Here is a 25,632-nt window from a genome sequence, read left to right on the forward strand (position 1 = left end):
GACAGATGAAGCCGCACATGCCCAAAGGATTGATTCGCGCGATTGGCGCCCTGTTGACCGCTCTGGCCCTCTACAGCCTGCTGGGGTTTCTGATTTTGCCGGGCATCGCCCTGCGCGTGGCCAACCAGCAACTGGCCAACTACGCCACGGTGCCTGCGCATATCCAGCGCATCGAACTCAATCCGTTCAGCCTTGAGGTCACCCTGTGGGGCCTGGTTATCGGCGAGCCGGGCAAAGAGCAGGTCGGCTTCGAACGCCTGTACGCCAACCTGCAACTCGACAGCCTGTGGACAAAAGCGCTGCACCTGTCCGATATCGAGCTGGACAAATCCAAGACTGAAATCCTCTTCGCCAAAGACGGCAAGCTCAACCTGCTGGGCTTGTTCAAGCTGCCGGCCAGTGAACCGACTCCGACCGACCCGGATGCAAAACCGTTCCCGCTGCGCATCGACCGGATCAAACTGGCGGGTGGCGCCCTGCATTTCGAGGATGCGCGCCCTAGTGAGCCGATCGAGTTCCTTTACGACAAACTCGACTTCGAACTGAAAAACCTCAGCACCCTGCCCGAAGACAGCGCCGACATGACGCTGGTCGCCGCCGGCCCGGCCGGTGGGCAGATCGACTGGAAAGGCAACTTCAGCCTGATCCCGATTGCCTCCGAAGGCACACTGAAAATCACCGACGGCCAGATGAAATCCTTCTGGCCGTACGTGCGTGATGCGGTGCCACTGGTGCTGGAGAACGGCGTGGTCAGCCTCAGCACCGACTACAAGCTCAATCTGTCGAAAGAAACCGAACTGCTGCTGAACAACGTTGCGGTCAGCATCGCGCCGTTCGCCATCAAGGCACCGGACGGGCGCCCACTGGCAAAACTCGAACGCCTCGACATCAGCGACACCACCGTGGACCTGGCCAAACAGCAAGTGGTGGTCGGCAAGATCCGCAGCAACAAACTGGAAACCTGGGCCGCCCTCGAAGCCGACGGCCAACTGGACTGGCAGAAACTGTTCGCCAGCCAACCGTCGAAGCCCGCCGCCAAAGCCGCCGCCGAACCGGCCAGTACGCCGGCCGCCGCCGATTCGCCCAAGGCTGAATCCACTGCCCCGAGCAAGCCATGGCAGGTGCTGCTCAAAGATGTGCAGTTGCGCAACTACCAAGTGCATCTGGCTGACCGTTCGGCCAATCCACCGGTGGCGCTGGATGTCGGCCCGCTGAACGCTGACTTGCAGGATTTCGACAGCCTCAACGGTTCGCCCTTCAAGGTTAAACTCGATTCCGGGCTGGGCAAGCAAGGCAAGATCATGGCCGACGGAGTGGTCAATCTCGCGCCGGTCACCGCCCAGCTCAACGTGAAAACCCAGGACATCGACCTGCGTGTCGCACAGTCCTACATCAATCCGTTCATTCGCCTCGAATTGCGCAGCGGCATGCTTGGCAGTGACCTCAAGGTCAATCTCAAGAGCACCGACCCGCTGGCGCTCAGCGTGACCGGCCGGGCTCAGATCGATCAACTGCACACCCTCGACACCCTGAAAACCCGCGACTTCCTCAAATGGCAGCAAGTGGTGGTGGAAGGCCTGAACTATCAGCACGGCGACAGCCTGTCGATCGACAAGGTCAACCTGTTCCAGCCGTATGTGCGTTTCATGATCAACGATGACCGCACCACCAACATCGACGATCTGCTGATTCCGCAGCCTGCCGACAGCGGCGCAAAAACCGCCGCCGCCAAACCGGCGAGCAAAGATAAACCGCTGGGCATCCACATCGGCGGCATCGCAATCAATGACGGTTCGGCCAACTTCGCCGACTTCAGCCTGACCCCGAACTTCGCCACCGCCGTCCAGCAACTCAACGGCCAGATCGGCACCATCGACAGTCGACAGGTGAAACCGGCCACTGTCGATATCAAGGGCAAGGTTGATCGCTATGCGCCAGTGACCATCAAGGGCGCGGTCAATCCGTTCGACCCGATGGCCAGCCTCGATATCACCACCAGTTTCAAACGTGTCGAGCTGACCACGCTGACGCCCTACTCCGGCAAATTCGCCGGTTACCGCATCCGCAAGGGCCGACTCAACCTCGACCTGCATTACCTGATCACCAAAGGCCAGTTGAAAGCCGAGAACAAAGTGGTGGTCGAGCAATTGCAACTCGGTGAAAAAGTCGACAGCCCGGACGCGACAAGCCTGCCGCTGAAATTGGCAATCGCGTTGCTCAAGGACGTCGACGGCAAGATTTCCATCGAGTTACCCGTGACGGGCGACTTGAACAATCCGCAGTTCAGCGTGATGCCGATTGTCTGGCAGACCCTGCGCAACCTGATCGTCAAAGCCGCTGCCGCGCCTTTCAAAATGATTGGCGGACTTGTCAGCGGTGGCGGTTCCGAAGACCTCGGCACAGTGTCGTTCGCGCCGGGGTCCAGCGAGTTGAACAAGGATGCCGAGAGTGCGCTGATCAAGCTATCCCAGGCACTCAAGGAACGTCCGGCCCTACGCCTGGAAATCGAGGGCGCCGCCGCCAAAAGCAGCGACGGTCCATTGCTCGCCGAGCAGCGCCTGGAACGTGAATACCAGTACAACTACTACAAGATGCTCCAGCGCCGTGGCGATAAAGTCCCGGCTCAGGCTTCCTTGATAGAAGTGCCGGACAGCGAGAAAGGCCCATTGCTCGAAGGCATCTATCGCACTCGCCTGAAGACTCAGCCGCCGGCCGAATGGAAGGATCTGGGCAAGGAAGAACGCACAGCGAAAATGCGCGAAGGCGTGATCAATTTCTGGAGCGGCAGCGATGTATTGCTGCGCCAGTTGGGCCAGGATCGCGCCAGCAGCATCAAGGATTATCTGGTGGATAAAGGTCAACTGGCTGACGAGCGCGTGTACTTCATCGACACCAATCTGGGCGAGGCTGAAAGCGATGGTCGGGTGGTGACGCAAATGCATCTGGATGCCGAGTGATGAAGCGCAAATGGCTGGCAGTGATGACACTGACACTCGTTGTTGGCCAAGCCTCGGCGTCGGATACGTTGCGTTGCGGCAGCCAACTGATCAGCCTTGACGACCGCGCAAGCGAAGTACTGCAAAAGTGCGGAGAGCCGGTCAGTCGCGATGCGCTGGGTTACAAGCGTAGCGCCAATCGCCGCGAAGAGTTTCAGGTCGAGGAATGGACCTACGGCCCGAGCAACGGCATGTATCAATACCTGCGCTTTGAAGGCAATCGTCTGCGCCAGATCAACAGCAAACGCGGCAACTGAAAATCAAAAGATCGCAGCGTTCGGCAGCTCCTGCAGGAAACCAATGAGCTGCCGAAGGCTGCGATCTTTTTGCTTTGTGAAATAAAACAGGCCCCGACACAAAGTGCCGGGGCCTGTAATGGTCACTTCCGTGTGACCGTTCGCATGAACTCTAAAGTTGCGGCAGACGTATTGCTCGGCCCGTCTGTCGCGCCTTCTCCCGGTCCAGGCGAGAAGTCATGCCTTACTCGGCTTTCAGGCCAGCAGCAGATACGTCTTTAACGCCCTTGATATTCTTGGCGATGTTCACTGCGGTTGTTTTCTGAGCCGCAGTTACCGGAGTGGTCGACGACAGAGATACAACACCTTGGTTGGTCTCAACTTTGATATCGGTGCCTGGAATGCCTTTTTCGGTAACCAGGTCAGTTTTGACTTTGGTGGTGATCCAGGTATCGGAAGTGTCTTGCTTCATCTCGGTGACTTCACCGGCGGCCAGAGTCATTGGAGCCTGGGTAGCCTGGGTGGATTGAGCGAATGCACCGGAAGCCATGGTCAGGGTCAGCGCGGTAGCAGCAGCGGCAGTGATAGCGAACTTCTTCATACGAGTAACTCCTGTTTTTCTGGAAAGTCTGCTGGATGTCTTGTCAGCAGGGTTACTGGAGATATTGCGAACGCTGTGCCAACTTTTCCAACAAGCTAAAAACCATATAAATCAAAGACTTATGAATATCTCAAATTTTCGGTTTCATGCAATTTGCATGACTCGCGCGATATTCACATGCAAGTTGCGGCTTTCCGAAAAGTTCCTAAGGTGCTGAAATTATTAGAGCTTTTGTGAAGTGCTGCGCAATGAAAAATGCCCCGCGTGGCGGGGCATTCATCAGACATGGCCTGACATTACGTACCGCTGGCAGTGCAGCCTTTTGGCGAGTAGTCCGGAGCCACTGTGGTACCACAGCTCCAAACGCCTGCGCCCGTGCCGGAGGAACGAGTCAGCGTGATAGTTTTGCCCAACACTGGCGCTGGAGCATTGGCGATCGTACAAACAATGGTTCCCGCACCGTCAGCGGCCGTACCTGAAGCCGTCAATGCACAATTTGAAGTGGTAGTGACCGCATCACCCTTCACGATTGCAAGCGTAGGGTTTGTCCCTTGATTGATGGTGTCCTCAAACGGCACTTTCAGTGCGCTGATTTCAGCCAGCCCCGCCGTCACCTTCGACCGCGCCTGATATTTCGAATACTGCGGCAGGGCGATAGTCGCCAGAATCCCGATGATTGCCACAACGATCAGCAGCTCGATCAGAGTAAAGCCTTGTTGTTTTTTCATAGACACGCTCCATGCATGAGTCGAATTCTCATGATCTGAGAAGGACTGAGCATAGCCCATGCCAAGCGCCTCAACGCCCTGCGCACTAGGCGGTTACCACGCTCGACGCAGCTTCCTACAACCTGTAACCGCACTATCTGACACTTTTTGTCACCTGCACCGGCCATGTTTGGCGCTGTCACTTGACTAGGCTATAAGTCATGAACTGCAAGCGTGCGGAATCCCCATGAATGACATCGCTCTGAGCGGTCTGGCCAAGCAATTGGTGCAGGCCGAACTGCTTACGGAAAAAAGCGCCCAGCAGGCCTGGCAACAGGCCCAGCGCAATCGACAGTCACTGGTCAGCTATCTGGTGCAGAACAAACTGGTGAAGAGCTGGCAGGTGGCCGAGATCGCCTCGGAGCACTTCGGCATGGCGTTCCTCGACCTCAATTGTCTGGACAAGGAAACCCAGCCCAAAGGCCTGGTCAGTGAAAAACTGGTACGCCAGCATCACGCCCTGCCCTTGTGGCGACGCGGTAACAAACTGTTCGTGGGGATTTCCGACCCGAGCAATCATCAAGCGATCAACGACATTCAGTTCAGCACCGGACTAAGCACCGAAGCCATTCTGGTAGAAGACGACAAGCTTACCGATGCCATCGAAAAATTCTTCGACACCCATGCCAGCGGTCTCGAAGACATGGCCGATGTCGATCTCGATGGCATCGATGTAGAAGCCATCGATGACAACAAACAGGACGCCATCGGTGGACTCGATGCCGACGATGCGCCGGTGGTGCGTTTCGTTCACAAGATGCTGCTGGACGCGATCAAGAGCGGCTCCTCCGACCTGCATTTCGAGCCTTACGAAAAGAACTACCGCGTGCGAGTACGCACCGACGGCATTTTGCGCGAGGTAGCCAAACCGCCCATCCAACTGGCCGGGCGAATTGCCGCACGCCTGAAAGTCATGGCCAGCCTCGACATCTCGGAACGGCGCAAACCGCAGGACGGGCGGATCAAGATGCGCCTGTCGAAGAGCAAGTCGATCGACTTCCGGGTCAACACCCTGCCGACCCTGTGGGGCGAAAAAGTGGTGATCCGGATTCTCGACCCGTCCAGCGCGCAGATGGGCATCGATGCGCTCGGCTACGAGCCAGCGCAGAAAGATCTGTACATGGCCGCACTCAAGCAGCCACAAGGCATGATTCTGGTCACCGGCCCCACCGGCTCGGGTAAAACCGTGTCGCTGTATACCGGGCTGAATATTCTCAACACCGTCGACATCAACATCTCCACCGCCGAAGACCCGGTGGAGATCAACATGGAAGGCATCAACCAGGTCAACGTCAATCCCAAACAAGGACTGGATTTCGCCCAGGCCCTGCGCTCGTTCCTGCGGCAGGACCCGGACGTGATCATGGTCGGCGAGATCCGTGACCTGGAAACCGCCGAGATTGCGATCAAGGCTGCGCAGACCGGTCACTTGGTGCTCTCGACCCTGCACACCAACAGCGCGGCGGAAACCCTCACCCGCCTGCACAACATGGGTATTCCCGGCTTTAACATCGCCACTTCGGTCAGCCTGATCATCGCCCAGCGGCTGGCGCGCAAGTTGTGCAGCCATTGCAAGAAAGCCATCGAGATCCCCCGCGAAACCCTGATCAAGGAAGGCTTCCCCGAGGAACGCATCGGCAGTTTCACGATCTACGAGCCGGTCGGTTGCGATCACTGCAACGGCGGTTACAAGGGACGCGTGGGGATTTATGAAGTGGTGAAGAACACACCCGACCTGCAACGGCTGATCATGGCCGAGGGCAATTCGCTGGAAATCGACATTCAGATGCGCCGCGACGGTTTCGACGACCTGCGCACTTCCGGTTTGCATAAAGCCATGCAAGGCATCACCAGCCTGGAAGAAATCAACCGGGTCACCAAGGACTGAATATGGCGGGCAAGGCAGCGAAAATCAGCGTCTACGCCTGGGAAGGCACGGACAAGAAAGGCAGCAAACTCAGTGGTGAATTGAGCGGTCTTAATCCGGCCCTGATCAAGGCGCAATTACGCAAACAGGGGATCAATCCGGGCAAGGTGCGCAAAAAATCCGCATCGATTCTAAGTTTCGGCAAACGCATCAAGGTCCGGGACATCGCGCTGTTTACCCGGCAAATGGCAACCATGATGAAGGCCGGAGTGCCGCTGTTGCAGTCGTTCGACATCATCGGCGAGGGCTTCGAAAACCCGGCCATGCGCAAACTGGTGGACGAGGTGAAACAGGAGGTCGCCGCCGGTAACAGTTTCGCCAACGCCCTGCGCAAAAAGCCGCAATATTTCGACGAGTTGTATTGCAACCTGGTGGATGCCGGCGAACAGTCCGGCGCGCTCGATACGTTGCTGGAACGGGTCGCGACCTACAAGGAAAAGAGCGAAAGCCTCAAGGCCAAGATCAAGAAGGCCATGACCTACCCCACCGCCGTGGTGCTGGTGGCCGCCATAGTGACCGGGATTCTGCTGGTGAAAGTGGTGCCGCAGTTCCAGTCGGTATTTTCCGGATTCGGCGCCGAATTGCCGGGCTTTACCCTGATGGTGATCAGCCTCTCGGAATTCATGCAGCAATGGTGGTGGGCGATTCTGATCTTTCTGGTCGTGGCGTTTTTCGGCATTCGACATGCGCTGAAAACTTCCCAGGCCTTGCGCGACCGTCGCGACACCTGGCTGCTGAAGCTGCCGCTGGTGGGCACGCTGATGTACAAATCTGCCGTCGCTCGTTTCGCCCGAACCCTGTCGACTACCTTCGCCGCCGGGGTGCCGCTGGTCGAAGCGCTGGATTCGGTGGCCGGTGCCGCTGGCAACGTCGTGTTCAAGAGAGCGATTCTGCGGATCCGCCAAGATGTCTCCACCGGTATGCAGCTGAATTTTTCGATGCGCACCACCGGCGTGTTTCCCAACATGGCGGTGCAGATGACCGCAATCGGCGAAGAGTCCGGCGCGCTGGACGAGATGCTCGCCAAAGTCGCAGGGTTTTACGAGGACGAAGTGGATAACATGGTCGACAACCTCACCAGCCTCATGGAGCCGTTCATCATGGTGGTCCTGGGGGTGATCGTCGGTGGTCTGGTGGTGGCCATGTACCTGCCGATCTTCCAACTCGGCTCAGCGATCTGACATGCCTATCGACGAACTGTTTGTCCTCTATCCGCTGGCTTTTGTCTTCACCGCGCTGTTGCTTGGGCTGGTGGTCGGCAGCTTTCTCAATGTGCTGGTCTGGCGTCTGCCAAAGATGCTCGAGCGTGACTGGCGCCAGCAGGCCCAGGACGTACTAGGTCTTCCCGGCGAAACGCCGCTGCCGACCTACAACCTGATGCTGCCCCACTCCGAGTGCCCGCACTGCGCGCATCGAATCCGCGCTTGGGAAAACATTCCGTTGCTCAGTTATCTGTGGCTGCGCGGACGTTGTTCCGCGTGTGCCGCGCCGATCAGCAAACGCTATCCGCTGACGGAACTGGCCTGCGGCCTGCTCTCGGCGTTCATTGCCTGGCACCTGGGATTCGGCTGGCAAGCGTGCCTGTTGATCTTCCTCACCTGGGGCTTGCTGGCGATGAGCCTGATCGACACAGATCACCAATTGCTGCCCGATGTGCTGGTGCTGCCCTTGTTATGGCTGGGGCTGATCGTCAACAGTTTCGGGCTGTTCGTGCCGTTGCACGATGCACTATGGGGCGCGGTGGCCGGTTATCTGGCGCTGTGGTCGGTGTACTGGCTGTTCAAACTGCTGACCGGCAAGGACGGCATCGGCCACGGTGATTTCAAGCTGCTGGCGCTGCTCGGCGCCTGGGGTGGCTGGCAGATTTTGCCGCTGACGATCCTGCTCTCATCGCTGGTGGGCGCGATCATCGGAGTGATTTTGCTGCGCCTGCGCGACCAGGAAACCTCGACGCCAATCCCGTTTGGCCCCTATCTGGCAATTGCCGGCTGGATTGCCTTGCTCTGGGGTGGTCAAATAACCGACTTCTATTGGCAGTTTGTCGGTTTGAAATGAATACCCCTGTGGAAAAACCCTGGATTCTCGGCCTGACCGGCGGCATCGGCAGCGGCAAAAGCGCCGCGGCCCAGCACTTTATCGACCTCGGCATTCATGTGGTCGACGCTGATCATGCGGCGCGCTGGGTGGTCGAACCGGGGCGTCCGGCGCTGGCGAAGATTGCCGAACACTTTGGCGCTGGCGTGTTACAAGCGGACGGAACGCTGGATCGCGCCGCGCTGCGCAAACTGATCTTTGAGGTTCCGGAGGAACGCCGCTGGCTCGAAGCCCTGCTGCATCCGTTGATCGCCGAGGAAATCGCCCATCACCTGGCGCTGGCAAAATCGCCTTACGCGATTCTGGTGTCACCGCTGCTGATCGAATCCGGGCAATACGCAATGACTCAGCGCATCCTGGTGATCGACGCCCCGCAACAACTGCAGATCGAACGCACCTTGCAGCGTGACCAGACCAGCGAGCAGCAAGTTCAGGCGATCCTCAAGGCCCAGTCGAGCCGCGAAGACCGTGTGAGCCGTGCCGACGACGTGGTGGTCAACGATCGCGACCTCGCCTGGCTGCACAGCGAGGTCGAGCGCCTGCATGACTTTTACCTGACTTTAAGTGGAGGCCAATCATGAGCCAGATCCCAACCGTAGAATGCCCAACTTGCGGCGCACCCGTGGAATTCACGCCCGAGAACAAATTCCGCCCGTTCTGCTCCGATCGCTGCAAACTCATCGACCTCGGTGCGTGGGCCTCCGAGGAACACAAGATTCCGGTCGCCCCGGATGCCGAGGATGAACTGTTTTCCGGCGATTTCGACCCGCGTCACTGATCCCGCTCAAGGACGCATGAAGCCGTAGTCCTGATCGTCGTCGAGGTTTTCCGCCAGAAAGCGCAACTCGTCGGCAAGGTCTTCGGCATTGCGCACAGCCTTGCTCTGTTGCACCACCGCACTGAGCAAGGCCCGCAGGCTCAGTCCCGGATCAAACCCCACCTCCTGCGCCATCTCCAGACTCTGCCGTGTTTCCTGTCTCGCCCACTCGTACACACTCATGCCGCTGCTCCTGAAGGGATTTGCACGAGCATGAAATGACGCTTGCCGGGCTGGTTTGATGTGGATCAAGACTTCGGATCGTCGTCCTTCCACGGCGCCGAAAGGTAACGCGTGCGATTGAAGGTCTCCAGCCATTCAGGGCTGAACACCACCAGCGCACTGATCACCACACCGTTGATAAATGCCTCAGGGAAAATGATCAACCACAGGTAGCCGATGAAGTCTTCCAGCCACTCCGGCATGGCAAATAGACCGTCGTACCAGAGCAGCGTCAGGCTCAACAGCAGGCACATCAACGCCGACAACGCAGCCGCCAGAAACCCGGAACAGAAGATATACACAAATGGATTGCGCGGCTGAGCGCGCTCGACGAGGATCGCCACGCACTCGGTAATCAGCACCGGCAGCAGAATAAACAAAGCGCCATTGACCCCAAGCGCCGCGAGATCCTGACGCCCGAGCAGCACCAGGCCGATCTGAGCAATCAACCCGCCGACAATCGCCAGCGGCCAGTCCAACAGCAGCGTTACCGCCGTCATGCCAATGAAGTGATAAGACACACCGGTGTCGAAATCCCTGCGCACCAGCCACAACAGAAACAACGCGAATACGGTGCCGAACAACAAGTGCTGACGGCGGATATCGCTGAACAACTCGACCCAAGGTGCGCGAAAGATCGCCCAGAGCAGCACCGGCAGATAAATCAGCCAGCCCACTACCAGGCTTTCAGTCGACAGCACCTCGACACCGATCATGGCCGCGCCTTCTCCAGTGCCTCGCGCAGTTGGGTAGCGTTGGCGTACTCATGCTGTTCGAGCAGCCGACCGTCCTTCAATTGCAGCCACAACACCTGCCCTTCTGCGCCGGGATAGCGCGACGCGACCCGGCCCTCACGGTCGAGCATGACCCGGTAGCTGTAGTCCCGCATGGCGGGCACGGCGAAGATTTTGGCGATCAGCGCCGGCATGCGCTGGATGTCCGCAACAAACACCGCGTGGCGCGCCTCCAGATAGCCCTTGGGCTGATCTTTCATGGCTTCCTTGATCAGCTTGGCGCCATCCATGTCCCGCGCCACCAACAGCGTCGTGGTGCTGTTATCGAGCGTGTAGGCCTGATCGTACTGATCCAGCAGCGTCCAGGGGGCAAGCCGGTCGCCGTTTTCGAGGGCGTGGGCCCACAGCGGGACAAGAGCAAACACCATTAGCCAGCGAAATTTCACGATAAGTCCCCTTGGTTTGACGTAATGACTCGGCTGTATTGAGTCTACACCGCCATTCTCGACTGCCCACTGACGCACTTTGCCACGCAAGGCTTTCTGCTTGTCGCATTTGAACGCTAAGCTTGGGCCTATGGATGACTCAGATTATTTACGCCTGCTGACCATCGCGGCCGAGCAAGCCAACGCGTTCCTGTCCAATGCCCGCAAATGGGAGCGTGAGCGTTGGGTCTGCCAGCGCCTGCTGCAAGGCCTGAACATTCCCTACCGGGCCGACGAGTTCGCCCCTGCCGGCGAGCCACCGGACGTGCTGTTTCGTGATGCCAATTTCGAGGTGTTTTTCGTTCTCGATGAAGGCCGCCGACTCAACGACGAATGGCGCGACGAATTGCAGCGGCGGCGCAGTGCGTTCTCCCTTAGCCAACTGGTGCGCCGCGAAGCCAAGCCGCGCCGGATTCCGGCCAATGAATTCCTGCTCAGACTGGCGCCGACCTTGCGCAAGAAAGCCCACAACTACAAAGAGCGTGGCATGGATCTGGGCGAACTGGATATCATCGCCTTCGCCAGCCTCAAGCGCGAAGTGCTGGATCTGAACAGCCACTTTCCACCACCGACCGAATATTTGCGTCAGGGCTGGCGCTCGCTGTCCCTTGTCGGCCCGACATTCGCCCGCGTGCTGTTCGCCCACCCCGATGCACCGGACTTTCTGCGCAGCAACCTTGGAAGAAGCATCGTGTTTGATGTTGGAATCAGCCTGTGACGCCGCTTCAGCAATTGATCGCCGATGTTCCGCAAACCGGCCGAGTGCGCTGGATTGGCGTGCGTCCCGAATCCCGTGGGCCAATGATCGAACTCGATGCTGTGGAAGCGCGGCTGGAAGCCGGACTGACTGGCGATCACGCCCGCCCCGGCGTGCGCAACGCGCGGCAGGTGACGCTGATCCAGTTTGAACACCTCGCGGTGATCAGCGCGCTGATGGGCCGCCCGGCCGATCAACCGGTCAAACCTGAAGATCTGCGGCGCAATCTCGTTATCAGTGGGATCAACCTGTTCAGCCTCAAGGGTCGGCGCTTTCGCATCGGTCAGGCAATTTTCGAGACCACCGGCTGGTGTCAGCCTTGCGCCCGCCTGCAAAACAACCTCGGCCCCGGCACTTTCCAAGCGGTGCGCGGGCATGGCGGAATCACCGCACGGGTGTTACAAAGCGGGATCATTCGCCTCGACGACGGTGTGTCTGTCGAACCGGTTCCGGACAGCGGCTATGCTGCGTTCAACCCCGGTTGAAAACCACTGTAGCTTCTGCACATTCAGCAACGTCTACCTGACGAGGCCTTTATGACCAGCCGCCTGAACCCCGAAGACCAAAAGCATGTCGAAGAGTACCTGCAATTGTCCCAACACCGTGTCGAGCGCCGGCCTTTCCGGCCGTGGATGCTCCTGGTGCTGGTGCTGGCAGTGACCATTGGTCTGGGCCTGTTGAGCCGACTTATAAGTTATCTGACGCTATGAGCTGCCTGGCGCTCGCGAAGGTAACCGCACCGATTTCCTTTAAAAACCTTGCGAGTTATCCCTATGTCCCATCGTATTGTTATTGTCGGCGGCGGCGCCGGCGGTCTGGAGTTGGCTACCCGTCTGGGTAAGACTCTGGGCAAGCGCGGCACGGCCAGTGTGATGCTGGTCGACGCGAACCTGACGCACATCTGGAAACCACTGTTGCATGAAGTGGCCGCCGGATCGCTGAACTCTTCCGAAGACGAACTCAACTATGTTGCCCAGGCCAAATGGAACCACTTCGAGTTCCAGTTGGGGCGCATGAGCGGGCTTGATCGTGCCGCGAAGAAAATTCAGCTAGCCGCCACCTACGACGAAAACGGCGTGGAACTGGTGCCGGCCCGCGAAGTGGCCTATGACTCGCTGGTGATCAGCGTCGGCAGCACCACCAACGATTTCGGCACCCAGGGTGCGGCGCAGCACTGCCTTTTCCTCGACACCCGCAAACAGGCCGAGCGCTTCCACCAGCAACTGCTCAACCACTATTTGCGCGCGCACGCCGGGCAAACCGATGTGGTCGAACAGATCAGCGTGGCGATCGTCGGTGCCGGCGCCACGGGCGTCGAACTGGCGGCAGAACTGCATAACGCCGCCCATGAGCTGGCGGCTTACGGTCTGGACCGGATCAAACCGGAAAACATGCACATCACCCTGATCGAAGCCGGGCCACGGGTGCTGCCGGCCCTGCCGGAGCGTATCAGCGGGCCGGTACACAAGACTCTGGAGAAACTCGGGGTCAACGTGATGACCAATGCGTCGGTGAGCGAAGTTACCGCCGACAGCCTGATTACCGCCGACGGCAACGAGATCAAAGCCAGCCTGAAAGTCTGGGCGGCCGGCATTCGTGCACCGGGTTTCCTCAAGGACATCGACGGCCTGGAAACCAACCGCATCAATCAACTGCAAGTTTTGCCGACGCTGCAAACCACCCGGGACGAAAACATTTTCGCCTTCGGTGACTGCGCCGCGTGCCCGCAACCGGGTTCGGATCGCAACGTGCCGCCACGTGCGCAAGCTGCACACCAACAGGCATCCTTGCTGGCCAAATCGCTGAAGCTGCGCATCGAAGGCAAGACTCTGCCGGAGTACAAGTACACCGACTACGGCTCGCTGATTTCGCTGTCGCGTTTTTCGGCTGTGGGTAACTTGATGGGCAACCTGACCGGCAGCGTGATGCTTGAAGGCTGGCTGGCGCGGATGTTTTACGTGTCGCTGTATCGCATGCACCAGATGGCACTGTACGGGCCATTCCGCACGGCGATGTTGATGCTCGGTAGCAAGATTGGTCGCGGGACTGAGCCACGTCTGAAGCTGCATTGATGTAAGAACTGTGGGAGCGAGCAAGCTCGCGCCCACAGTGTTTCATGTTGATTGGGAGATATGTGTCTGACTGTATCTCCGCCCCACCTTCCCCACCTTCGCTTACAAACTCCCCCGCTCCACGACACAGTCGCGATACACCGCCACCGCCTAATGGCCTCACCCGAGCACCTCTGCTCCGGATGTCGTCCTTAACGTGTGGTTGCACTGTGCAACCGTAGGAGAATGTAATGTCCCGTACTTCGACTCTCGGTAAAAAATCCATTGGCCTGATCGGCGCCGCACTGGCGGGTGGTCTGATGCTGTCCGGCTCGGTGTTTGCCGCCCAGCCACTGGCCCAGGGCTATATGGTTGCCTCGGCAGAAACATCGGTAAAGACACCGGAAGGCAAATGCGGTGAAGGCAAGTGTGGCGATGCGTCGATGGCCAAGACCGACTCCGATGGCGACGGCAAGGTTTCCCGTGCCGAATTCCTCAAAGTCGCGCCGAAATCTGATTTCGACAAGATTGACACCAACCATGACGGTTTCATCGACGAGCAAGAGGCCTACAACAACGTGAAGGCCAACTTCGAAGCCAATGGCAAGAAGATGCCCAAGGGCCTGTTCGAGCATCTGAAAGACCAAGACGGCGTCTGATTCGCTGAAAGCAAAAAGCCGCGCCCTCCCTGAAGGAGGCGCGGCTTTTTTACGTCTGATGCCAGGCCCTGAGCGCCAGACAAAAAAAATCCCCGTATCTTTCGATACGAGGATTTTTAATATGGTCGGGGTAAGGGGATTCGAACTCCTGACATCCTGCTCCCAAAGCAGGCGCGCTACCGGACTGCGCTATACCCCGGTAAAAAAAATGCGACCTTTCAAAGATCGCCTTCTTCGATCAGCGCTTTTGGCCTCTGATCTTAAGATTCGATCCCAGTGCAAACTGGTTTCAAAAATGGTGGGTCGTGTGGGATTCGAACCTACGACCAATTGGTTAAAAGCCAACTGCTCTACCAACTGAGCTAACGACCCAAAAATGGTCGGGGTAAGGGGATTCGAACTCCTGACATCCTGCTCCCAAAGCAGGCGCGCTACCGGACTGCGCTATACCCCGGTTTGAAATTGGCTCCGTGACCAGGACTCGAACCTGGGACCCAATGATTAACAGTCATTTGCTCTACCGACTGAGCTATCACGGAACTACATATTTCAATTTACAACGGTGAAACTTACAGCTCTTAGACTCCGTTCGCATCGCTGCGTTCGTGTGTCTGAGGCGCGCTATTCTACAACCTAGATCACCTCTGTCAACCCCCTAAATTGCTTTCAAGTTAATGATTTGCAACTTATTTCAGATTCCTGCTCAGTGAGCTGAAACCTTGTGGGTGACTGACTGCGGGGCGCACTTTACAAGCCTTTTCCTTTGAGTTCAACAGCCTGGCGAAAAAAAGGCCTCGCAATGCGAGGCCTTCCCTATTTCATTGACGCTGCGGCTCAGTTGAAAACGATTTCGTCGTTCACAACGGCACCGGTCGCCGTCGCGCCGGGCAGGAAATGCCCCGACAGGATCAACTGCGCCAGCGGGTTTTCGATCCAGCGCTGGATCGCCCGTTTCAAAGGACGAGCGCCATAGACCGGGTCGTAACCGACAGCAATCAACTTGTCCATCGCTTCCGGGCTCAGCTCCAGCTTAAGCTCACGCTCGGCCAGACGACTGCGCAGACGGCCCAACTGGATCTCGGTAATGCCCGCGATCTGATCCCGCGCCAGAGGCTCGAAGATCACCACTTCGTCGACCCGGTTGATGAACTCCGGCCGGAAGTGCGACGTCAGCGCATCCATTACAGCTGCACGCTGGGCTTCACGGTCACCGACCAGTTCCTGGATCTGCGACGAACCGAGGTTCGAGGTCATGACGATCACAGTGTTGCGGAAGTCCACCGTACGGCCGTGGCTGTCGGTCAGACGCCCGTCCTCAAGCACTTGCAGCAGAATGTTGAACACATCCGGATGCGCCTTCTCGACTTCGTCCAGCAGGATCACCGAGTAAGGCTTGCGCCGAACCGCCTCGGTCAGATAACCGCCCTCTTCGTAACCGACGTATCCCGGTGGCGCACCGATCAAACGAGCCACGGAATGTTTCTCCATGAACTCGGACATGTCGATCCGCACCATCGCCTCTTCAGTATCAAAGAGGAATTCGGCCAACGCCTTGCACAGCTCGGTTTTACCGACACCGGTCGGACCGAGGAACATGAACGAGCCACTTGGACGGTTCGGGTCAGACAGGCCGGCGCGGGAACGCCGTACCGCGTTGGCCACCGCCACTACCGCTTCGTCCTGACCGATCACACGTTGGTGCAACAGGCTTTCCATCTTCATCAGCTTGTCGCGCTCGCCTTCGAGCATTTTCGACACCGGAATGCCCGTCCACTTCGACACGACTTCAGCGATCTCTTCCTCAGTCACCTTGCTGCGCAGCAACTGGTTTTCGCTCTTGCCGTGCTGGTCGACCATTTGCAGGCTGCGCTCCAGATCCGGGATCACCCCATACTGCAACTCGGCCATGCGGTTCAGATCACCTTTACGGCGTGCGGCTTCCAGTTCCTGACGGGACTGTTCGATCTTCTGCTGAATCTGCGCAGAACCCTGTACCTCGGCTTTTTCCGAGTTCCAGATTTCTTCCAGATCCGAATACTCACGCTCAAGACGAACGATTTCTTCCTGGAGTTTTTCCAGACGCTTCATCGCCGCTTCATCGCTTTCTTTCTTCAGCGCCTGTGATTCGACCTTCAACTGAATCAGGCGACGCTCAAGACGATCAAGCACTTCCGGCTTGGAGTCGATCTCCATGCGGATACGGCTGGCAGCCTCGTCGATCAGGTCGATGGCTTTGTCTGGCAACTGCCGATCAGTGATGTAACGATGGCTGAGCTTGGCCGCCGCGATGATCGCGCCGTCAGTGATCGCAACCTTGTGGTGGACCTCGTAACGCTCCTTGAGGCCACGCAGGATCGCGATGGTGTCTTCTTCACTTGGCTCATCCACCAGCACTTTCTGGAAGCGCCGCTCAAGTGCCGCGTCCTTCTCTATATATTGGCGGTACTCGTTGAGTGTGGTCGCGCCGACACAGTGCAACTCGCCACGCGCCAGCGCTGGCTTGAGCATATTGCCGGCATCCATCGAGCCTTCGCCCTTGCCCGCGCCGACCATCGTGTGCAGTTCGTCGATGAACAGAATGATCTGCCCTTCCTGCTTCGACAGCTCATTGAGCAGCGATTTCAGGCGTTCTTCGAACTCACCGCGGTACTTGGCACCCGCAATCAGCGCACCCATATCCAGCGACAGCAGACGCTTACCCTTGAGGCCGTCCGGCACTTCGCCGTTGATGATGCGCTGGGCCAGACCCTCGGCAATCGCGGTTTTACCCACGCCAGGCTCACCGATCAGCACCGGGTTGTTCTTGGTGCGGCGTTGCAGAACCTGAATGGTGCGACGAATTTCGTCGTCACGCCCAATCACCGGATCGAGCTTGCCGTCTTCGGCACGCTTGGTCAGGTCGACGGTGTACTTGTCCAACGCCTGACGCGACTCTTCGTGGTTGGCATCATTGACGGCGTCGCCACCGCGCAGGTTGTTGATCGCGTTTTCCAGGGCCTTTTTGCTCACGCCTTGGCCGAGCAGCAACTTGCCGAGCTTGCTGTTTTCGTCCATCGCGGCGAGCAGCACCAGTTCGCTGGAGATGAACTGGTCGCCCTTCTGCTGGGCCAGACGGTCAGCCTGATTGAGCAGGCGCGCCAGATCCTGCGACATGTTGACGTCGCCGGTGGGGTTCTGGATTTTCGGTAATTGATCGAGCTCTTTGGTCAGCTCTTTTCGCAAGCTGTTGACGTCAAAACCCACTTGCATCAGCAGGGGTTTGATCGAACCACCCTGCTGTTCAAGCATGGCCTGCATCAAGTGCGCCGGCTCGATGGCCGGATGATCGTGGCCGACAGCCAACGATTGGGCGTCGGATAATGCCAACTGTAATTTACTGGTTAAACGGTCTATACGCATGGGTCACCTTCCTTTTGAGCAGGCCGGACCTAAAACCATCCTGAATAAAGAAACCTGCCAGATACCACTGTAGATGCGGTCGATTCTGCGAGATTCAAGCGGCGGAGAGTTGATGCAGGTCAGGCAAGTCTAGCGGGTCAGCCAGATCAGGGAGGCGAACCGACCAGTGCGAGATGCACGGCGGTAAGAAAAGAAGCGCGGATCGGTCACGGTGCAGAAATCGCCACCGTAAACCGCTGTGACACCACGCGCTGCCAGTCGCAGGCGCGCCAGCAAATAGATGTCAGCCATGAACTTGCCAGCATTGTGGCTCGGCACGAAGGCGCTTGCCGCTTCGGGCAATTGATTGATGAAGACTTCCCGAACTTCCGGGCCGACTTCAAAGGCTTGTGGGCCGATGGCTGGGCCGAGCCAGACCAGAACCTCTTGCGCCGGGACATCGAGCGTGTCGAGTGTGGCCTCGAGCACACCTGCCGCCAGACCGCGCCAACCGGCATGAGCCGCCGCAACGCGGGTACCGTCGCGATCACAGAACAGCGCTGGCAAGCAGTCAGCCGTCATTGCAGCGCAGGCGATGCCCGGGGTGGCTGTCCAACTGGCGTCGGCAGTCGCAACAACGGCAGGATCCGCATGCGCCACGGCAATCCCGTGCACTTGCTGCAACCAGGCAGGCTTTATAGAGAAGTGTTCAGTCAGACGCCGACGATTCTCGGCGACAGCTTCCGGGCGGTCATCAACATGATCGCCCAGATTGAGGCTGTCGAACGGCGCCTCGCTGACACCACCCTCGCAGGTGGTGACACAGGCCCTGACGCTGGCCGGCGCAGGCCAGTCCGGCGTCAGCCAGTTCATCCGATGAAGGCCTCGCGATCCTGCTTGAGCAGGGTCAGCAGCCAGACGAAGTCTTCCGGCAACGGAGACTCCCAGCTCATGCGCTCACCGCTCGTCGGATGATCCAACTCAAGGAAACGCGCATGCAGAGCCTGCCGCGGGAAGTTCTTGAGGGTTTCGACCATGTTCAGGTTCGCAGCAGGCGGAATGCGGAAACGACCGCCGTACGCCGGATCGCCGACCAACGGGAAGTTGATGTGCGCCATGTGAACACGGATCTGGTGGGTACGACCGGTTTCCAGTTTCACCCGTACATGGGTGTGGGAACGGAAACGCTCCAGCACGCGGTAGTGGCTGACGGCAGGCTTGCCGCCTTCCATCACTGCCATGCGCTGACGCTGCTGGCCGTGACGGCCGATCGGGGCGTTGATCTTGCCACCGGCGGTCACCACGCCGATCACGATGCACTCGTAGATCCGGCTCACGCTGCGACTCTGCAATTGAGTCACAAGCTTTGTCTGCGCCTGAATGGTCTTGGCTACCACCATCAAACCGGTGGTGTCCTTGTCCAGACGATGCACGATACCGGCGCGCGGGACATTGATAATGTCCGGCACGTGGTGCAGCAAGGCGTTGAGCAAGGTGCCATCGGCGTGACCGGCAGCCGGATGCACCACCAGGCCCGCAGGTTTGTTGATCACCAGAATGTCGTCATCTTCATAGACGATGTCGAGCTCGATGTCCTGGGCGATCCACTCGCCCTGGGCTTCCTGCTCGGCAGTCAGCTCAAGGATGGCACCGCCATGCACGATGTCGCGCGGGCGGATGACCGTCCCGTCCACAGTCAGGCGACCTTCTTTGATCCAGGCGGAAAGGCGCGAGCGTGAGTGCTCAGCGAAGAGTTGGGCGGCGACTTGATCGAGGCGTTGGCCGCCCAATTCGGACGGCACCTCTGCGCGAAGTTCAATTTTATCGGACATGCTCTGACTGGGCGTCGGCACAGCTTTTGGTTTCGGCTGCGCGCTTGTGGTTAAATACGGCGTCTTTTGCCCCGAGGCTTTTCAACGGGGCGCTCATCATAACAGGACGGCCCCGCCCAAGACAGCGGCCGTCATAGGGACGCAAGCCGCCATGCAAGTGAAACACCTGCTGCTGATCGCCATCCTCGCATTGACCGCTGCTTGCTCATCGAAGGAAGTCGTAGACGAAAACCTCAGCGAAGCCGAGCTGTATCAGCAGGCTCAGACTGACCTGGACAACAATAGCTACACCAGCGCCACAGCCAAGCTGAAGGCTCTGGAGTCGCGTTATCCGTTCGGTCGCTACGCCGATCAGGCACAGCTGGAGCTGATCTACGCCAACTATAAAAACGCCGAACCGGAAGCTGCAAAGTCCGCCGCCGAGCGTTTCATTCGTTTGCATCCGCAGCACCCGAACGTGGATTACGCGTATTACTTGAAAGGTCTGACTTCCTTCGACCAGGACGTCGGCCTGCTGGCGCGCTTCCTGCCGCTGGACATGACCAAGCGTGACCCGGGCGCTGCCCGCGACTCCTACAACGAGTTCGCCCAGCTGACCAGCCGCTATCCGAACAGCCGCTACGCGCCGGACGCCAAGCAGCGCATGATTTACCTGCGCAACCTGCTGGCGGCCTACGAAATCCACGTGGCCGACTATTACCTGACCCGTCAGGCGTACGTTGCCGCTGCCAACCGTGGTCGTTATGTCGTGGAAAACTTCCAGGAAACCCCATCGGTCGGTGACGGCCTGGCGGTGATGACCGAAGCCTATCAGCGTCTGCACCTGAACGAACTGGCGGCCAGCAGCCTGGAAACCCTGAAGCTCAACTACCCGAACCACCCTAGCCTGCAAGATGGCCAGTTCGTGCCAAGGGTTGCCGAAGCCGACAACCGTTCGTTCCTGAGCAAGGCAACTTTGGGTCTGATCGAATCGCGTCCACCGCTGCCGCCGGGAGAGACCCGCGCCAACCAGGACGTGCAGAAGCAGTTCCAGGACGCGAAAGACGCGATCCCGAACGAGCTGAAGCCTAAAGACGAGAACGGTGACGTGATCGAAGAGCCGGAGCCAGAGTCGAGCGACACCGACCGTTCCTGGTTCAGCTACATGACTTTCGGCGTGTTCGACTGATCACACCGGATGCACAGAAAAGGGAGATCTTCGGATCTCCCTTTTTCATGACCGCGCTTTAATAGGCTGTGCGCTTGTCATGTCCTTGGCTAAACTGCCGGATCATCAGTCGAAAAGCCGCTCATCATGCTTCGTTTATTGTTCTGGATTGCCCTGATTTTCGCTGCGATATGGTTGTGGCGTAAATTCAAGGCCCCCGCCTCATCCGCACAATCTCCCCGCGAGCAAGACGCCGCGCCGATGGTGCGCTGTGCCCATTGCGGCGTGCACCTGCCCCGCGACCGTGCGCTGAACCTTCAACAACAGTGGTATTGCAGCCAGGCTCATCTTGAGCAAGGCCCTGGTTCCAGTGATCGCTGAGGCCGCCAACGCCGACAGCAAACAGGCTCAGCGTCTGCTGCGCCTTTATCATCTCTACCGTTTAAGTGTCGGCATCACCCTGGTGCTGCTGATCTCCAGCAACATGGACAACCGCCTGCTGACGTCGGCCAACGACGATCTGCTGCGCGGCGGCAGTTGGCTTTATCTGGTGCTGAACATTCTTCTGGTAGTGTTTCTTGAAAACACCCGGCGGCCCGCGCAACTGTTCAGCCTGGCCCTTGTCGATGTGCTGCTGTTGTGCGGTTTGTTCTTCGCGGCGGGCGGTGTCGCCAGTGCCCTCGGCAATTTGCTGGTGGTCTCGGTGGCGATCAGCAACACCCTGCTGCGCCGACGCATAGGCCTGCTGATTGCCGCTATCGCTGCGCTCGGTATTGTCGGTTTTAGTTTTCTGCTCAACTTCAGCCATCCGCTGAGCGCCAATGAATACCTGCAAGCGGGCACCCTCGGTGCTTTGTGTTTTGCTGCCTCGTTGCTGGTCCAGGGTCTGATCCGGCGCCTTGAAGTCAGTGAAACTCTGGCTGAGCGACGGGCCAGCGAGGTGGTCGGCCTTGAAGCCCTTAACGCGCTGATTCTGCAACGCATGCGCACCGGGATCCTGGTGCTCGACGAACAGCGCCGCGTCCAACTGGCCAATCAGAGCGCCCAGACCTTGCTCGCGCAATCGCACCTTCAAGGCCATTTGATCGACGATTATTCGCCCGCGCTAGTCGATCGCCTGCAACTGTGGATGAACAACCCGACCCTGCGCCCGCAAAGCCTGAAAATCCCCGGCAACGGCCTGGAACTGCAGCCAAGCTTCATCGCCCTCGAACAGAGCCCCAATCAACAGACACTGGTGTTTCTCGAAGACCTCGCACAAATCGCCCAACAGGCCCAACAACTGAAACTCGCCGCGCTCGGGCGCCTGACAGCCGGTATCTCCCACGAAATTCGCAATCCGCTGGGGGCCATCAGTCACGCCGCACAGCTATTGGGGGAATCCGAGGAACTCGATGGCGCGGATCGGCGTCTGACGCAGATCATTCAAGATCACTCCCAACGCATGAACCGAGTCATCGAAAACGTCCTGCAACTGTCCCGCCGCCAACAGAGCGCCCCGCAACGGCTGGATCTAAAGCCGTGGCTGGAAAACTTTGTCGCCGAAAGCCGCGAACAGGCCACCGAGCGCCAGCAGATCCATCTGCGGATCAACTCGGGCGACTTCACCACCCTGATGGACCCCAACCAGCTCACGCAAATTCTCGACAATCTGCTACGCAACGGCTGGCGCCACAGCGCCCTGCTGCATGAGCATGCTGAAGTATGGCTGTATCTGTTCATGGATCTCGACAGCCAGCTGGCAGTGCTCGAAGTGCAGGACAACGGCCCCGGCGTGGCGCTCGATGAACAGGCTCATCTGTTCGAACCGTTCTTCACTACCAGCAGCCAGGGCACCGGCCTTGGGCTTTATCTGTCCCGTGAGCTGTGCGAAAGCAATCAGGCGCGCCTAGACTTCAAATCACGCCAAGGCGGCGGCTGCTTTCGCATCACCTTTGCTCACGGACGGAAACAAAGTTGAACACGAGCCCACGGCAAAAAGTCCTCATCGTCGACGACGAACCGGATATTCGCGAACTCCTGGAAATCACCCTGGGACGGATGAAACTCGACACCTTCAGCGCACGCAATTTTGGCGAAGCCCAAGCGTTGCTGCAGCGCGAGGCCTTTGACCTGTGCCTGACCGACATGCGCCTGCCCGACGGCACGGGGCTGGAACTGGTGCAGCACATCCAGCATCGTTATCCCCAGTTGCCGGTGGCGATGATTACCGCGTATGGCAGCCTCGAAACGGCGATCAACGCGCTGAAGGCCGGTGCGTTCGACTTTCTCACCAAGCCGGTGGATCTCACACGATTGCGCGAACTGGTCGCAACAGCGCTGCGCATGCCGGCGGTGGGCGGCGTTTCTGTCTCGATTGATCGACGATTGCTTGGCGATTCATTACCGATGCGCACGCTGCGCAAGCAAATCGATAAACTGGCTCGCAGTCAGGCGCCGGTGTACATCAGCGGCGAATCCGGAAGCGGCAAAGAATTGGTTGCGCGATTGATTCACGAACAAGGCCCGCGTGCCGGCCAACCGTTTGTGCCGGTCAATTGCGGGGCGATTCCTTCGGAGCTGATGGAAAGCGAGTTTTTCGGCCATCGCAAAGGCAGTTTCACTGGCGCGGTCGAGGACAAGCCGGGGCTGTTTCAGGCCGCACACGGCGGCACGTTATTTCTTGATGAAGTGGCAGACTTGCCACTCTCGATGCAGGTCAAGTTGCTGCGGGCGATTCAGGAAAAAGCCGTGCGCAGCGTTGGCGGCCAGCAGGAAACCGTGGTTGATGTACGAATACTCTGTGCCACTCACAAGGATCTCGATGCAGAAGTTGCCGCCGAGCGTTTTCGCCAGGATCTGTATTACCGGCTCAACGTGATTGAACTGCGCGTGCCGTCCCTGCGCGAGCGCCGCGATGACATTGAAGTGCTGGCGGCTCACATGCTCCAGCGCTTGGCCAAAGACACCGGGCAACCAGCTACGCGCCTGCATCCGCAGGCGTTGGAAGCGCTGAAAAATTATCGCTTTCCGGGCAATGTGCGGGAATTGGAGAACGTTCTCGAACGCGCGCACACCTTGTGTGAGAACCGCGTGATCGAGGCTGAAGACCTGCGCTTGAGCGAAGGCAACTGCGCGGCGGATGGCGGCATTGCGGATTTGACGCAGATCGACAATCTGGAGGATTACCTGGAGAGCGTCGAGCGCAAACTGATCCTGCAGGCGCTGGAGGAGACCCGCTGGAACCGCACGGCGGCGGCGCAACGGTTGAGTCTTTCGTTCAGGTCGATGCGCTACAGGCTGAAAAAACTCGGTCTGGATTGAGGGCCTCATCGCGGGCAAGCCCGCGATGAGGCCTAACAGACACCAGAGGGTATCTGGCTAGATGCGGCCTTCTGGCGCATACGGCGCCGGATCAATAATCGGCGTGCGCCCCAACATCACATCGGCAAACAACTGACATGACGCCGGCGCCAGCACCAACCCATTTCGGTAATGCCCACAGTTGAGCCACAAGCCATCAAACCCCGGCACTCGGCCAATATAAGGAACCCCCTCAGGCGAACCCGGACGTAACCCGGCCCAATGCCCGACCACTTCGGCCTCCGCCAGCGCTGGCAACAACTCCACCGCCGAGGCTTTCAGGCTTTCCAGCGCAACATCGGTCGGCGTCTTGTCGTAGCCCTCATGTTCCAGCGTGCTGCCGATCAGGATATGCCCGTCGCGACGCGGAATCGCATAACGGCCCTTGGCCAACACCATGCTAGGCAAGAAGTCAGTCGCGCATTTGTAGAGGATCATCTGGCCTTTGACTGGCTGCACCGGCAGCGTCAGGTTAAGCGTCTTGAGCAAATCACCGCTCCATGCACCTGCCGTCAGCACCACCTGATCGCCCTTGATCACGCCAGTGGCGGTTTGCACACCAACAACCCGCTCGCCTTCACGGACAAATCCACTGACTTCGCATTGCTCGTGAATGATCACGTTCGGCAGCGCCTGCAATGCCGCTTTCAGCGACTTCACCAGACGCGGGTTTCTTACGTTGGCCACATCAGCCATGTAGATAGCCCGCGAGAAGCCACCGCCAAGTACCGGCACCGCGTCATGGGCCGCCGAGATATCCACTGCCCGCAGGGGCCGGTTCTCCCGCTCAGCCCAGGCCAGCGCTTCGGCTTCGTCGTCCAGATCCAACCAGTACAGGCCTGTGGTGTGAACCTCGGGATCTACACCGGTATCAGCAAACAATCGCTCGCCGAGCTGTGGATAAAAATCCTGCGACCAATGCGCCAGCGCGGTGACTGCCGGGCTGTAGCGCCACGGATACAGCGGAGAAACGATGCCGCCGCCCGCCCAGGACGATTCCTGGCCGACGTTCGAGCGATCCAGCAGCACTACGCTGCCCACTTCGGAGGCGAGATTGTAGGCGGTCAGCAGGCCAATCACCCCGCCACCGACAATCACCACTTGCTGTTGCCTGGTCATGTTTGATCCAACCGTAAAAAAGACAGTGGGCGCAAAAGGCGCCCGAAAGAATACGCCTCAGCGGCCCCAGCAATCCTTGGTGGTCAGCCCGGTAGTCGCATTGCTCATGCTTCTGACGCCGGTATTGGTCAAGGTGAAATCCCCGCACTTGTCGGTGGACATGGCCGTGCCCGACTTGCGTGTGGCAGTCAGCAGGAAAGTTTGGTCAGTGATCGTCGGCGTGATGGTGTAGAAATCGTTGCCCGCACTCAGACCAGTGATGCCGGTGTAGAGATTGTTTCTGGTGTAGAAACGTTCGAGGCTCTGCGCCTGTTCCGACAGTAGCGATACAACTTCGGCGCGCCGACCCTTCTTCACGTATTCGGTATAGCTTGGAATGCCAATGGTGAGCATGATCCCGATGATCGCAATCACGATCATGATTTCGATCAGGGTGAAGCCTCGGTTGGATCTGCGCATGCCTCAAAC

The 25,632-nt window shown here is 58.6% G+C and carries 26 protein-coding genes and 4 tRNA genes; 16 read left to right on the forward strand and 14 right to left on the reverse strand.

Going from position 1 to position 25,632, the window contains the following annotated elements:
* Positions 1–5: 5 nt before the first annotated feature.
* Both ACA074_RS23720 and ACA074_RS23725 read left to right on the forward strand, forming a co-directional pair.
* Positions 6–2,957 (forward strand): DUF748 domain-containing protein, encoded by a 2,952-nt coding sequence (locus ACA074_RS23720; protein WP_497677917.1) that lies wholly within the window; start codon positions 6–8, stop codon positions 2,955–2,957.
* Entirely contained in the window at positions 2,957–3,253 is a 297-nt protein-coding gene (locus ACA074_RS23725; protein ID WP_187679230.1) for a DUF2845 domain-containing protein, read from the forward strand. Before ACA074_RS23720 ends, ACA074_RS23725 begins: the two co-directional genes overlap by 1 nt.
* A gap of 223 nt (positions 3,254–3,476) precedes the next feature.
* Here the strand turns inward: ACA074_RS23725 and ACA074_RS23730 are convergent, their stop codons facing one another.
* Positions 3,477–3,833 carry a BON domain-containing protein gene (locus ACA074_RS23730; protein ID WP_187679229.1) on the reverse strand — a complete coding sequence of 119 codons (357 nt, stop codon included), beginning with the start codon at positions 3,831–3,833 and terminating at the stop codon, positions 3,477–3,479.
* A gap of 296 nt (positions 3,834–4,129) precedes the next feature.
* The gene (locus tag ACA074_RS23735) at positions 4,130–4,561 is read right to left on the reverse strand and encodes a pilin (RefSeq protein ID WP_187679228.1); all 432 of its coding nucleotides are present in this window, start codon (positions 4,559–4,561) and stop codon (positions 4,130–4,132) included.
* Positions 4,562–4,787: 226 nt separating this feature from the next.
* On the opposite strand from ACA074_RS23735, the gene pilB reads away from it, so the two are divergent.
* From pilB to yacG, 5 genes are read left to right on the forward strand one after another with little or no spacing between them, the layout of a single operon-like run.
* Positions 4,788–6,488 (forward strand): type IV-A pilus assembly ATPase PilB, encoded by a 1,701-nt coding sequence (pilB, locus tag ACA074_RS23740; RefSeq protein WP_187679227.1) that lies wholly within the window; start codon positions 4,788–4,790, stop codon positions 6,486–6,488.
* Positions 6,489–6,490: 2 nt separating this feature from the next.
* On the forward strand, positions 6,491–7,708 hold the full coding sequence (locus tag ACA074_RS23745) for a type II secretion system F family protein (RefSeq protein WP_489881342.1): 1,218 nt from the start codon (positions 6,491–6,493) through the stop codon (positions 7,706–7,708).
* A gap of 1 nt (position 7,709) precedes the next feature.
* Positions 7,710–8,582 (forward strand): prepilin peptidase, encoded by an 873-nt coding sequence (locus tag ACA074_RS23750; protein ID WP_497615374.1) that lies wholly within the window; start codon positions 7,710–7,712, stop codon positions 8,580–8,582.
* A complete protein-coding gene (gene coaE, locus ACA074_RS23755; RefSeq protein WP_489881340.1) occupies positions 8,579–9,202 on the forward strand; it encodes a dephospho-CoA kinase in 624 nt (207 codons plus the stop codon). The genes ACA074_RS23750 and coaE overlap by 4 nt, the downstream gene beginning before the upstream one ends.
* Complete coding sequence (gene yacG / locus ACA074_RS23760; protein WP_007959585.1) at positions 9,199–9,399, forward strand: DNA gyrase inhibitor YacG; 201 nt, start codon at positions 9,199–9,201, stop codon at positions 9,397–9,399. Before coaE ends, yacG begins: the two co-directional genes overlap by 4 nt.
* 6 nt (positions 9,400–9,405) lie before the next feature.
* Here the strand turns inward: yacG and ACA074_RS23765 are convergent, their stop codons facing one another.
* The 3 genes from ACA074_RS23765 to ACA074_RS23775 form a co-directional block, all read right to left on the reverse strand.
* Positions 9,406–9,621 (reverse strand): hypothetical protein, encoded by a 216-nt coding sequence (locus tag ACA074_RS23765; protein ID WP_007959584.1) that lies wholly within the window; start codon positions 9,619–9,621, stop codon positions 9,406–9,408.
* Positions 9,622–9,686: 65 nt separating this feature from the next.
* On the reverse strand, positions 9,687–10,376 hold the full coding sequence (locus ACA074_RS23770; protein ID WP_187679223.1) for an energy-coupling factor ABC transporter permease: 690 nt from the start codon (positions 10,374–10,376) through the stop codon (positions 9,687–9,689).
* Positions 10,373–10,822: an FAD/FMN-containing dehydrogenase gene (locus ACA074_RS23775; protein ID WP_497679347.1), complete on the reverse strand. Its 450-nt coding sequence runs from the start codon at positions 10,820–10,822 to the stop codon at positions 10,373–10,375. The genes ACA074_RS23770 and ACA074_RS23775 overlap by 4 nt, the downstream gene beginning before the upstream one ends.
* 148 nt (positions 10,823–10,970) lie before the next feature.
* Here ACA074_RS23775 and ACA074_RS23780 point away from each other — a divergent pair, with 148 nt between their 5' ends.
* From ACA074_RS23780 to ACA074_RS23800, 5 genes are all read left to right on the forward strand, one after another.
* Positions 10,971–11,597 carry a DUF1780 domain-containing protein gene (locus ACA074_RS23780; protein ID WP_003228301.1) on the forward strand — a complete coding sequence of 209 codons (627 nt, stop codon included), beginning with the start codon at positions 10,971–10,973 and terminating at the stop codon, positions 11,595–11,597.
* A complete protein-coding gene (locus tag ACA074_RS23785; protein ID WP_489881339.1) occupies positions 11,594–12,121 on the forward strand; it encodes an MOSC domain-containing protein in 528 nt (175 codons plus the stop codon). Before ACA074_RS23780 ends, ACA074_RS23785 begins: the two co-directional genes overlap by 4 nt.
* 51 nt (positions 12,122–12,172) lie before the next feature.
* Positions 12,173–12,346: a DUF3094 family protein gene (locus ACA074_RS23790; protein ID WP_003228304.1), complete on the forward strand. Its 174-nt coding sequence runs from the start codon at positions 12,173–12,175 to the stop codon at positions 12,344–12,346.
* A gap of 63 nt (positions 12,347–12,409) precedes the next feature.
* Positions 12,410–13,708: an NAD(P)/FAD-dependent oxidoreductase gene (locus ACA074_RS23795; protein ID WP_489881338.1), complete on the forward strand. Its 1,299-nt coding sequence runs from the start codon at positions 12,410–12,412 to the stop codon at positions 13,706–13,708.
* A 230-nt stretch (positions 13,709–13,938) separates the two neighbouring features.
* On the forward strand, positions 13,939–14,346 hold the full coding sequence (locus tag ACA074_RS23800) for an HvfA family oxazolone/thioamide-modified RiPP metallophore (RefSeq protein ID WP_187679219.1): 408 nt from the start codon (positions 13,939–13,941) through the stop codon (positions 14,344–14,346).
* A 122-nt stretch (positions 14,347–14,468) separates the two neighbouring features.
* Here the strand turns inward: ACA074_RS23800 and ACA074_RS23805 are convergent.
* The 7 genes from ACA074_RS23805 to rluD form a co-directional block, all read right to left on the reverse strand.
* A tRNA-Pro gene (locus ACA074_RS23805) sits at positions 14,469–14,545 on the reverse strand.
* A 97-nt stretch (positions 14,546–14,642) separates the two neighbouring features.
* A tRNA-Lys gene (locus tag ACA074_RS23810) sits at positions 14,643–14,718 on the reverse strand.
* A 5-nt stretch (positions 14,719–14,723) separates the two neighbouring features.
* A tRNA-Pro gene (locus ACA074_RS23815) sits at positions 14,724–14,800 on the reverse strand.
* A 9-nt stretch (positions 14,801–14,809) separates the two neighbouring features.
* Positions 14,810–14,885 (reverse strand) — tRNA-Asn (locus tag ACA074_RS23820).
* A gap of 295 nt (positions 14,886–15,180) precedes the next feature.
* Positions 15,181–17,745, reverse strand: a complete 2,565-nt coding sequence (clpB, locus tag ACA074_RS23825) for an ATP-dependent chaperone ClpB (RefSeq protein ID WP_401268480.1) — start codon at positions 17,743–17,745, stop codon at positions 15,181–15,183.
* A 129-nt stretch (positions 17,746–17,874) separates the two neighbouring features.
* Positions 17,875–18,597: a peptidoglycan editing factor PgeF gene (gene pgeF, locus ACA074_RS23830; RefSeq protein ID WP_497677918.1), complete on the reverse strand. Its 723-nt coding sequence runs from the start codon at positions 18,595–18,597 to the stop codon at positions 17,875–17,877.
* Positions 18,594–19,556, reverse strand: a complete 963-nt coding sequence (gene rluD, locus ACA074_RS23835; RefSeq protein ID WP_401268484.1) for a 23S rRNA pseudouridine(1911/1915/1917) synthase RluD — start codon at positions 19,554–19,556, stop codon at positions 18,594–18,596. Before rluD ends, pgeF begins: the two co-directional genes overlap by 4 nt.
* Positions 19,557–19,707: 151 nt before the next feature.
* On the opposite strand from rluD, the gene ACA074_RS23840 reads away from it, so the two are divergent.
* The 4 genes from ACA074_RS23840 to ACA074_RS23855 all read left to right on the forward strand — a co-directional run bounded on the left by ACA074_RS23840 (position 19,708) and on the right by ACA074_RS23855 (position 24,006).
* Positions 19,708–20,724, forward strand: a complete 1,017-nt coding sequence (locus ACA074_RS23840) for an outer membrane protein assembly factor BamD (RefSeq protein WP_497677919.1) — start codon at positions 19,708–19,710, stop codon at positions 20,722–20,724.
* 126 nt (positions 20,725–20,850) lie between these two features.
* Positions 20,851–21,084 carry a PP0621 family protein gene (locus ACA074_RS23845; protein WP_262410350.1) on the forward strand — a complete coding sequence of 78 codons (234 nt, stop codon included), beginning with the start codon at positions 20,851–20,853 and terminating at the stop codon, positions 21,082–21,084.
* Positions 21,074–22,663: a sensor histidine kinase gene (locus tag ACA074_RS23850; protein ID WP_187679259.1), complete on the forward strand. Its 1,590-nt coding sequence runs from the start codon at positions 21,074–21,076 to the stop codon at positions 22,661–22,663. The genes ACA074_RS23845 and ACA074_RS23850 overlap by 11 nt, the downstream gene beginning before the upstream one ends.
* Entirely contained in the window at positions 22,660–24,006 is a 1,347-nt protein-coding gene (locus ACA074_RS23855) for a sigma-54-dependent transcriptional regulator (protein ID WP_497677920.1), read from the forward strand. Before ACA074_RS23850 ends, ACA074_RS23855 begins: the two co-directional genes overlap by 4 nt.
* A gap of 57 nt (positions 24,007–24,063) precedes the next feature.
* Here ACA074_RS23855 and thiO read toward each other — a convergent pair whose 3' ends face one another.
* Together thiO and ACA074_RS23865 are read right to left on the reverse strand one after the other, a co-directional pair.
* Positions 24,064–25,164, reverse strand: a complete 1,101-nt coding sequence (gene thiO, locus ACA074_RS23860; protein ID WP_497677921.1) for a glycine oxidase ThiO — start codon at positions 25,162–25,164, stop codon at positions 24,064–24,066.
* A 57-nt stretch (positions 25,165–25,221) separates the two neighbouring features.
* Positions 25,222–25,623, reverse strand: coding sequence for a type IV pilin protein (locus tag ACA074_RS23865; RefSeq protein WP_497677922.1), 402 nt, complete (start codon positions 25,621–25,623; stop codon positions 25,222–25,224).
* Positions 25,624–25,632: the final 9 nt, after the last annotated feature.

Source organism: Pseudomonas sp. LBUM1655, from assembly GCF_059716085.1.

What these genes read in the sequence shown, in the direction of transcription:
- ACA074_RS23790 (WP_003228304.1), top strand. Translation starts at nt 12,173, where the DNA reads ATGACCAGCCGCCTGAACCCCGAAGACCAAAAGCATGTCGAAGAGTAC.
- ACA074_RS23795 (WP_489881338.1), top strand. Translation starts at nt 12,410, where the DNA reads ATGTCCCATCGTATTGTTATTGTCGGCGGCGGCGCCGGCGGTCTGGAG.
- ACA074_RS23865 (WP_497677922.1), bottom strand. Translation starts at nt 25,623, where the DNA reads ATGCGCAGATCCAACCGAGGCTTCACCCTGATCGAAATCATGATCGTG.
- ACA074_RS23780 (WP_003228301.1), top strand. Translation starts at nt 10,971, where the DNA reads ATGGATGACTCAGATTATTTACGCCTGCTGACCATCGCGGCCGAGCAA.
- ACA074_RS23745 (WP_489881342.1), top strand. Translation starts at nt 6,491, where the DNA reads ATGGCGGGCAAGGCAGCGAAAATCAGCGTCTACGCCTGGGAAGGCACG.
- thiO (WP_497677921.1), bottom strand. Translation starts at nt 25,164, where the DNA reads ATGACCAGGCAACAGCAAGTGGTGATTGTCGGTGGCGGGGTGATTGGC.
- ACA074_RS23730 (WP_187679229.1), bottom strand. Translation starts at nt 3,833, where the DNA reads ATGAAGAAGTTCGCTATCACTGCCGCTGCTGCTACCGCGCTGACCCTG.
- yacG (WP_007959585.1), top strand. Translation starts at nt 9,199, where the DNA reads ATGAGCCAGATCCCAACCGTAGAATGCCCAACTTGCGGCGCACCCGTG.
- coaE (WP_489881340.1), top strand. Translation starts at nt 8,579, where the DNA reads ATGAATACCCCTGTGGAAAAACCCTGGATTCTCGGCCTGACCGGCGGC.
- ACA074_RS23735 (WP_187679228.1), bottom strand. Translation starts at nt 4,561, where the DNA reads ATGAAAAAACAACAAGGCTTTACTCTGATCGAGCTGCTGATCGTTGTG.
- pgeF (WP_497677918.1), bottom strand. Translation starts at nt 18,597, where the DNA reads ATGAACTGGCTGACGCCGGACTGGCCTGCGCCGGCCAGCGTCAGGGCC.
- ACA074_RS23765 (WP_007959584.1), bottom strand. Translation starts at nt 9,621, where the DNA reads ATGAGTGTGTACGAGTGGGCGAGACAGGAAACACGGCAGAGTCTGGAG.
- ACA074_RS23725 (WP_187679230.1), top strand. Translation starts at nt 2,957, where the DNA reads ATGAAGCGCAAATGGCTGGCAGTGATGACACTGACACTCGTTGTTGGC.
- rluD (WP_401268484.1), bottom strand. Translation starts at nt 19,556, where the DNA reads ATGTCCGATAAAATTGAACTTCGCGCAGAGGTGCCGTCCGAATTGGGC.
- clpB (WP_401268480.1), bottom strand. Translation starts at nt 17,745, where the DNA reads ATGCGTATAGACCGTTTAACCAGTAAATTACAGTTGGCATTATCCGAC.
- pilB (WP_187679227.1), top strand. Translation starts at nt 4,788, where the DNA reads ATGAATGACATCGCTCTGAGCGGTCTGGCCAAGCAATTGGTGCAGGCC.
- ACA074_RS23770 (WP_187679223.1), bottom strand. Translation starts at nt 10,376, where the DNA reads ATGATCGGTGTCGAGGTGCTGTCGACTGAAAGCCTGGTAGTGGGCTGG.
- ACA074_RS23775 (WP_497679347.1), bottom strand. Translation starts at nt 10,822, where the DNA reads ATGGTGTTTGCTCTTGTCCCGCTGTGGGCCCACGCCCTCGAAAACGGC.
- ACA074_RS23840 (WP_497677919.1), top strand. Translation starts at nt 19,708, where the DNA reads ATGCAAGTGAAACACCTGCTGCTGATCGCCATCCTCGCATTGACCGCT.
- ACA074_RS23750 (WP_497615374.1), top strand. Translation starts at nt 7,710, where the DNA reads ATGCCTATCGACGAACTGTTTGTCCTCTATCCGCTGGCTTTTGTCTTC.
- ACA074_RS23800 (WP_187679219.1), top strand. Translation starts at nt 13,939, where the DNA reads ATGTCCCGTACTTCGACTCTCGGTAAAAAATCCATTGGCCTGATCGGC.
- ACA074_RS23845 (WP_262410350.1), top strand. Translation starts at nt 20,851, where the DNA reads ATGCTTCGTTTATTGTTCTGGATTGCCCTGATTTTCGCTGCGATATGG.
- ACA074_RS23720 (WP_497677917.1), top strand. Translation starts at nt 6, where the DNA reads ATGAAGCCGCACATGCCCAAAGGATTGATTCGCGCGATTGGCGCCCTG.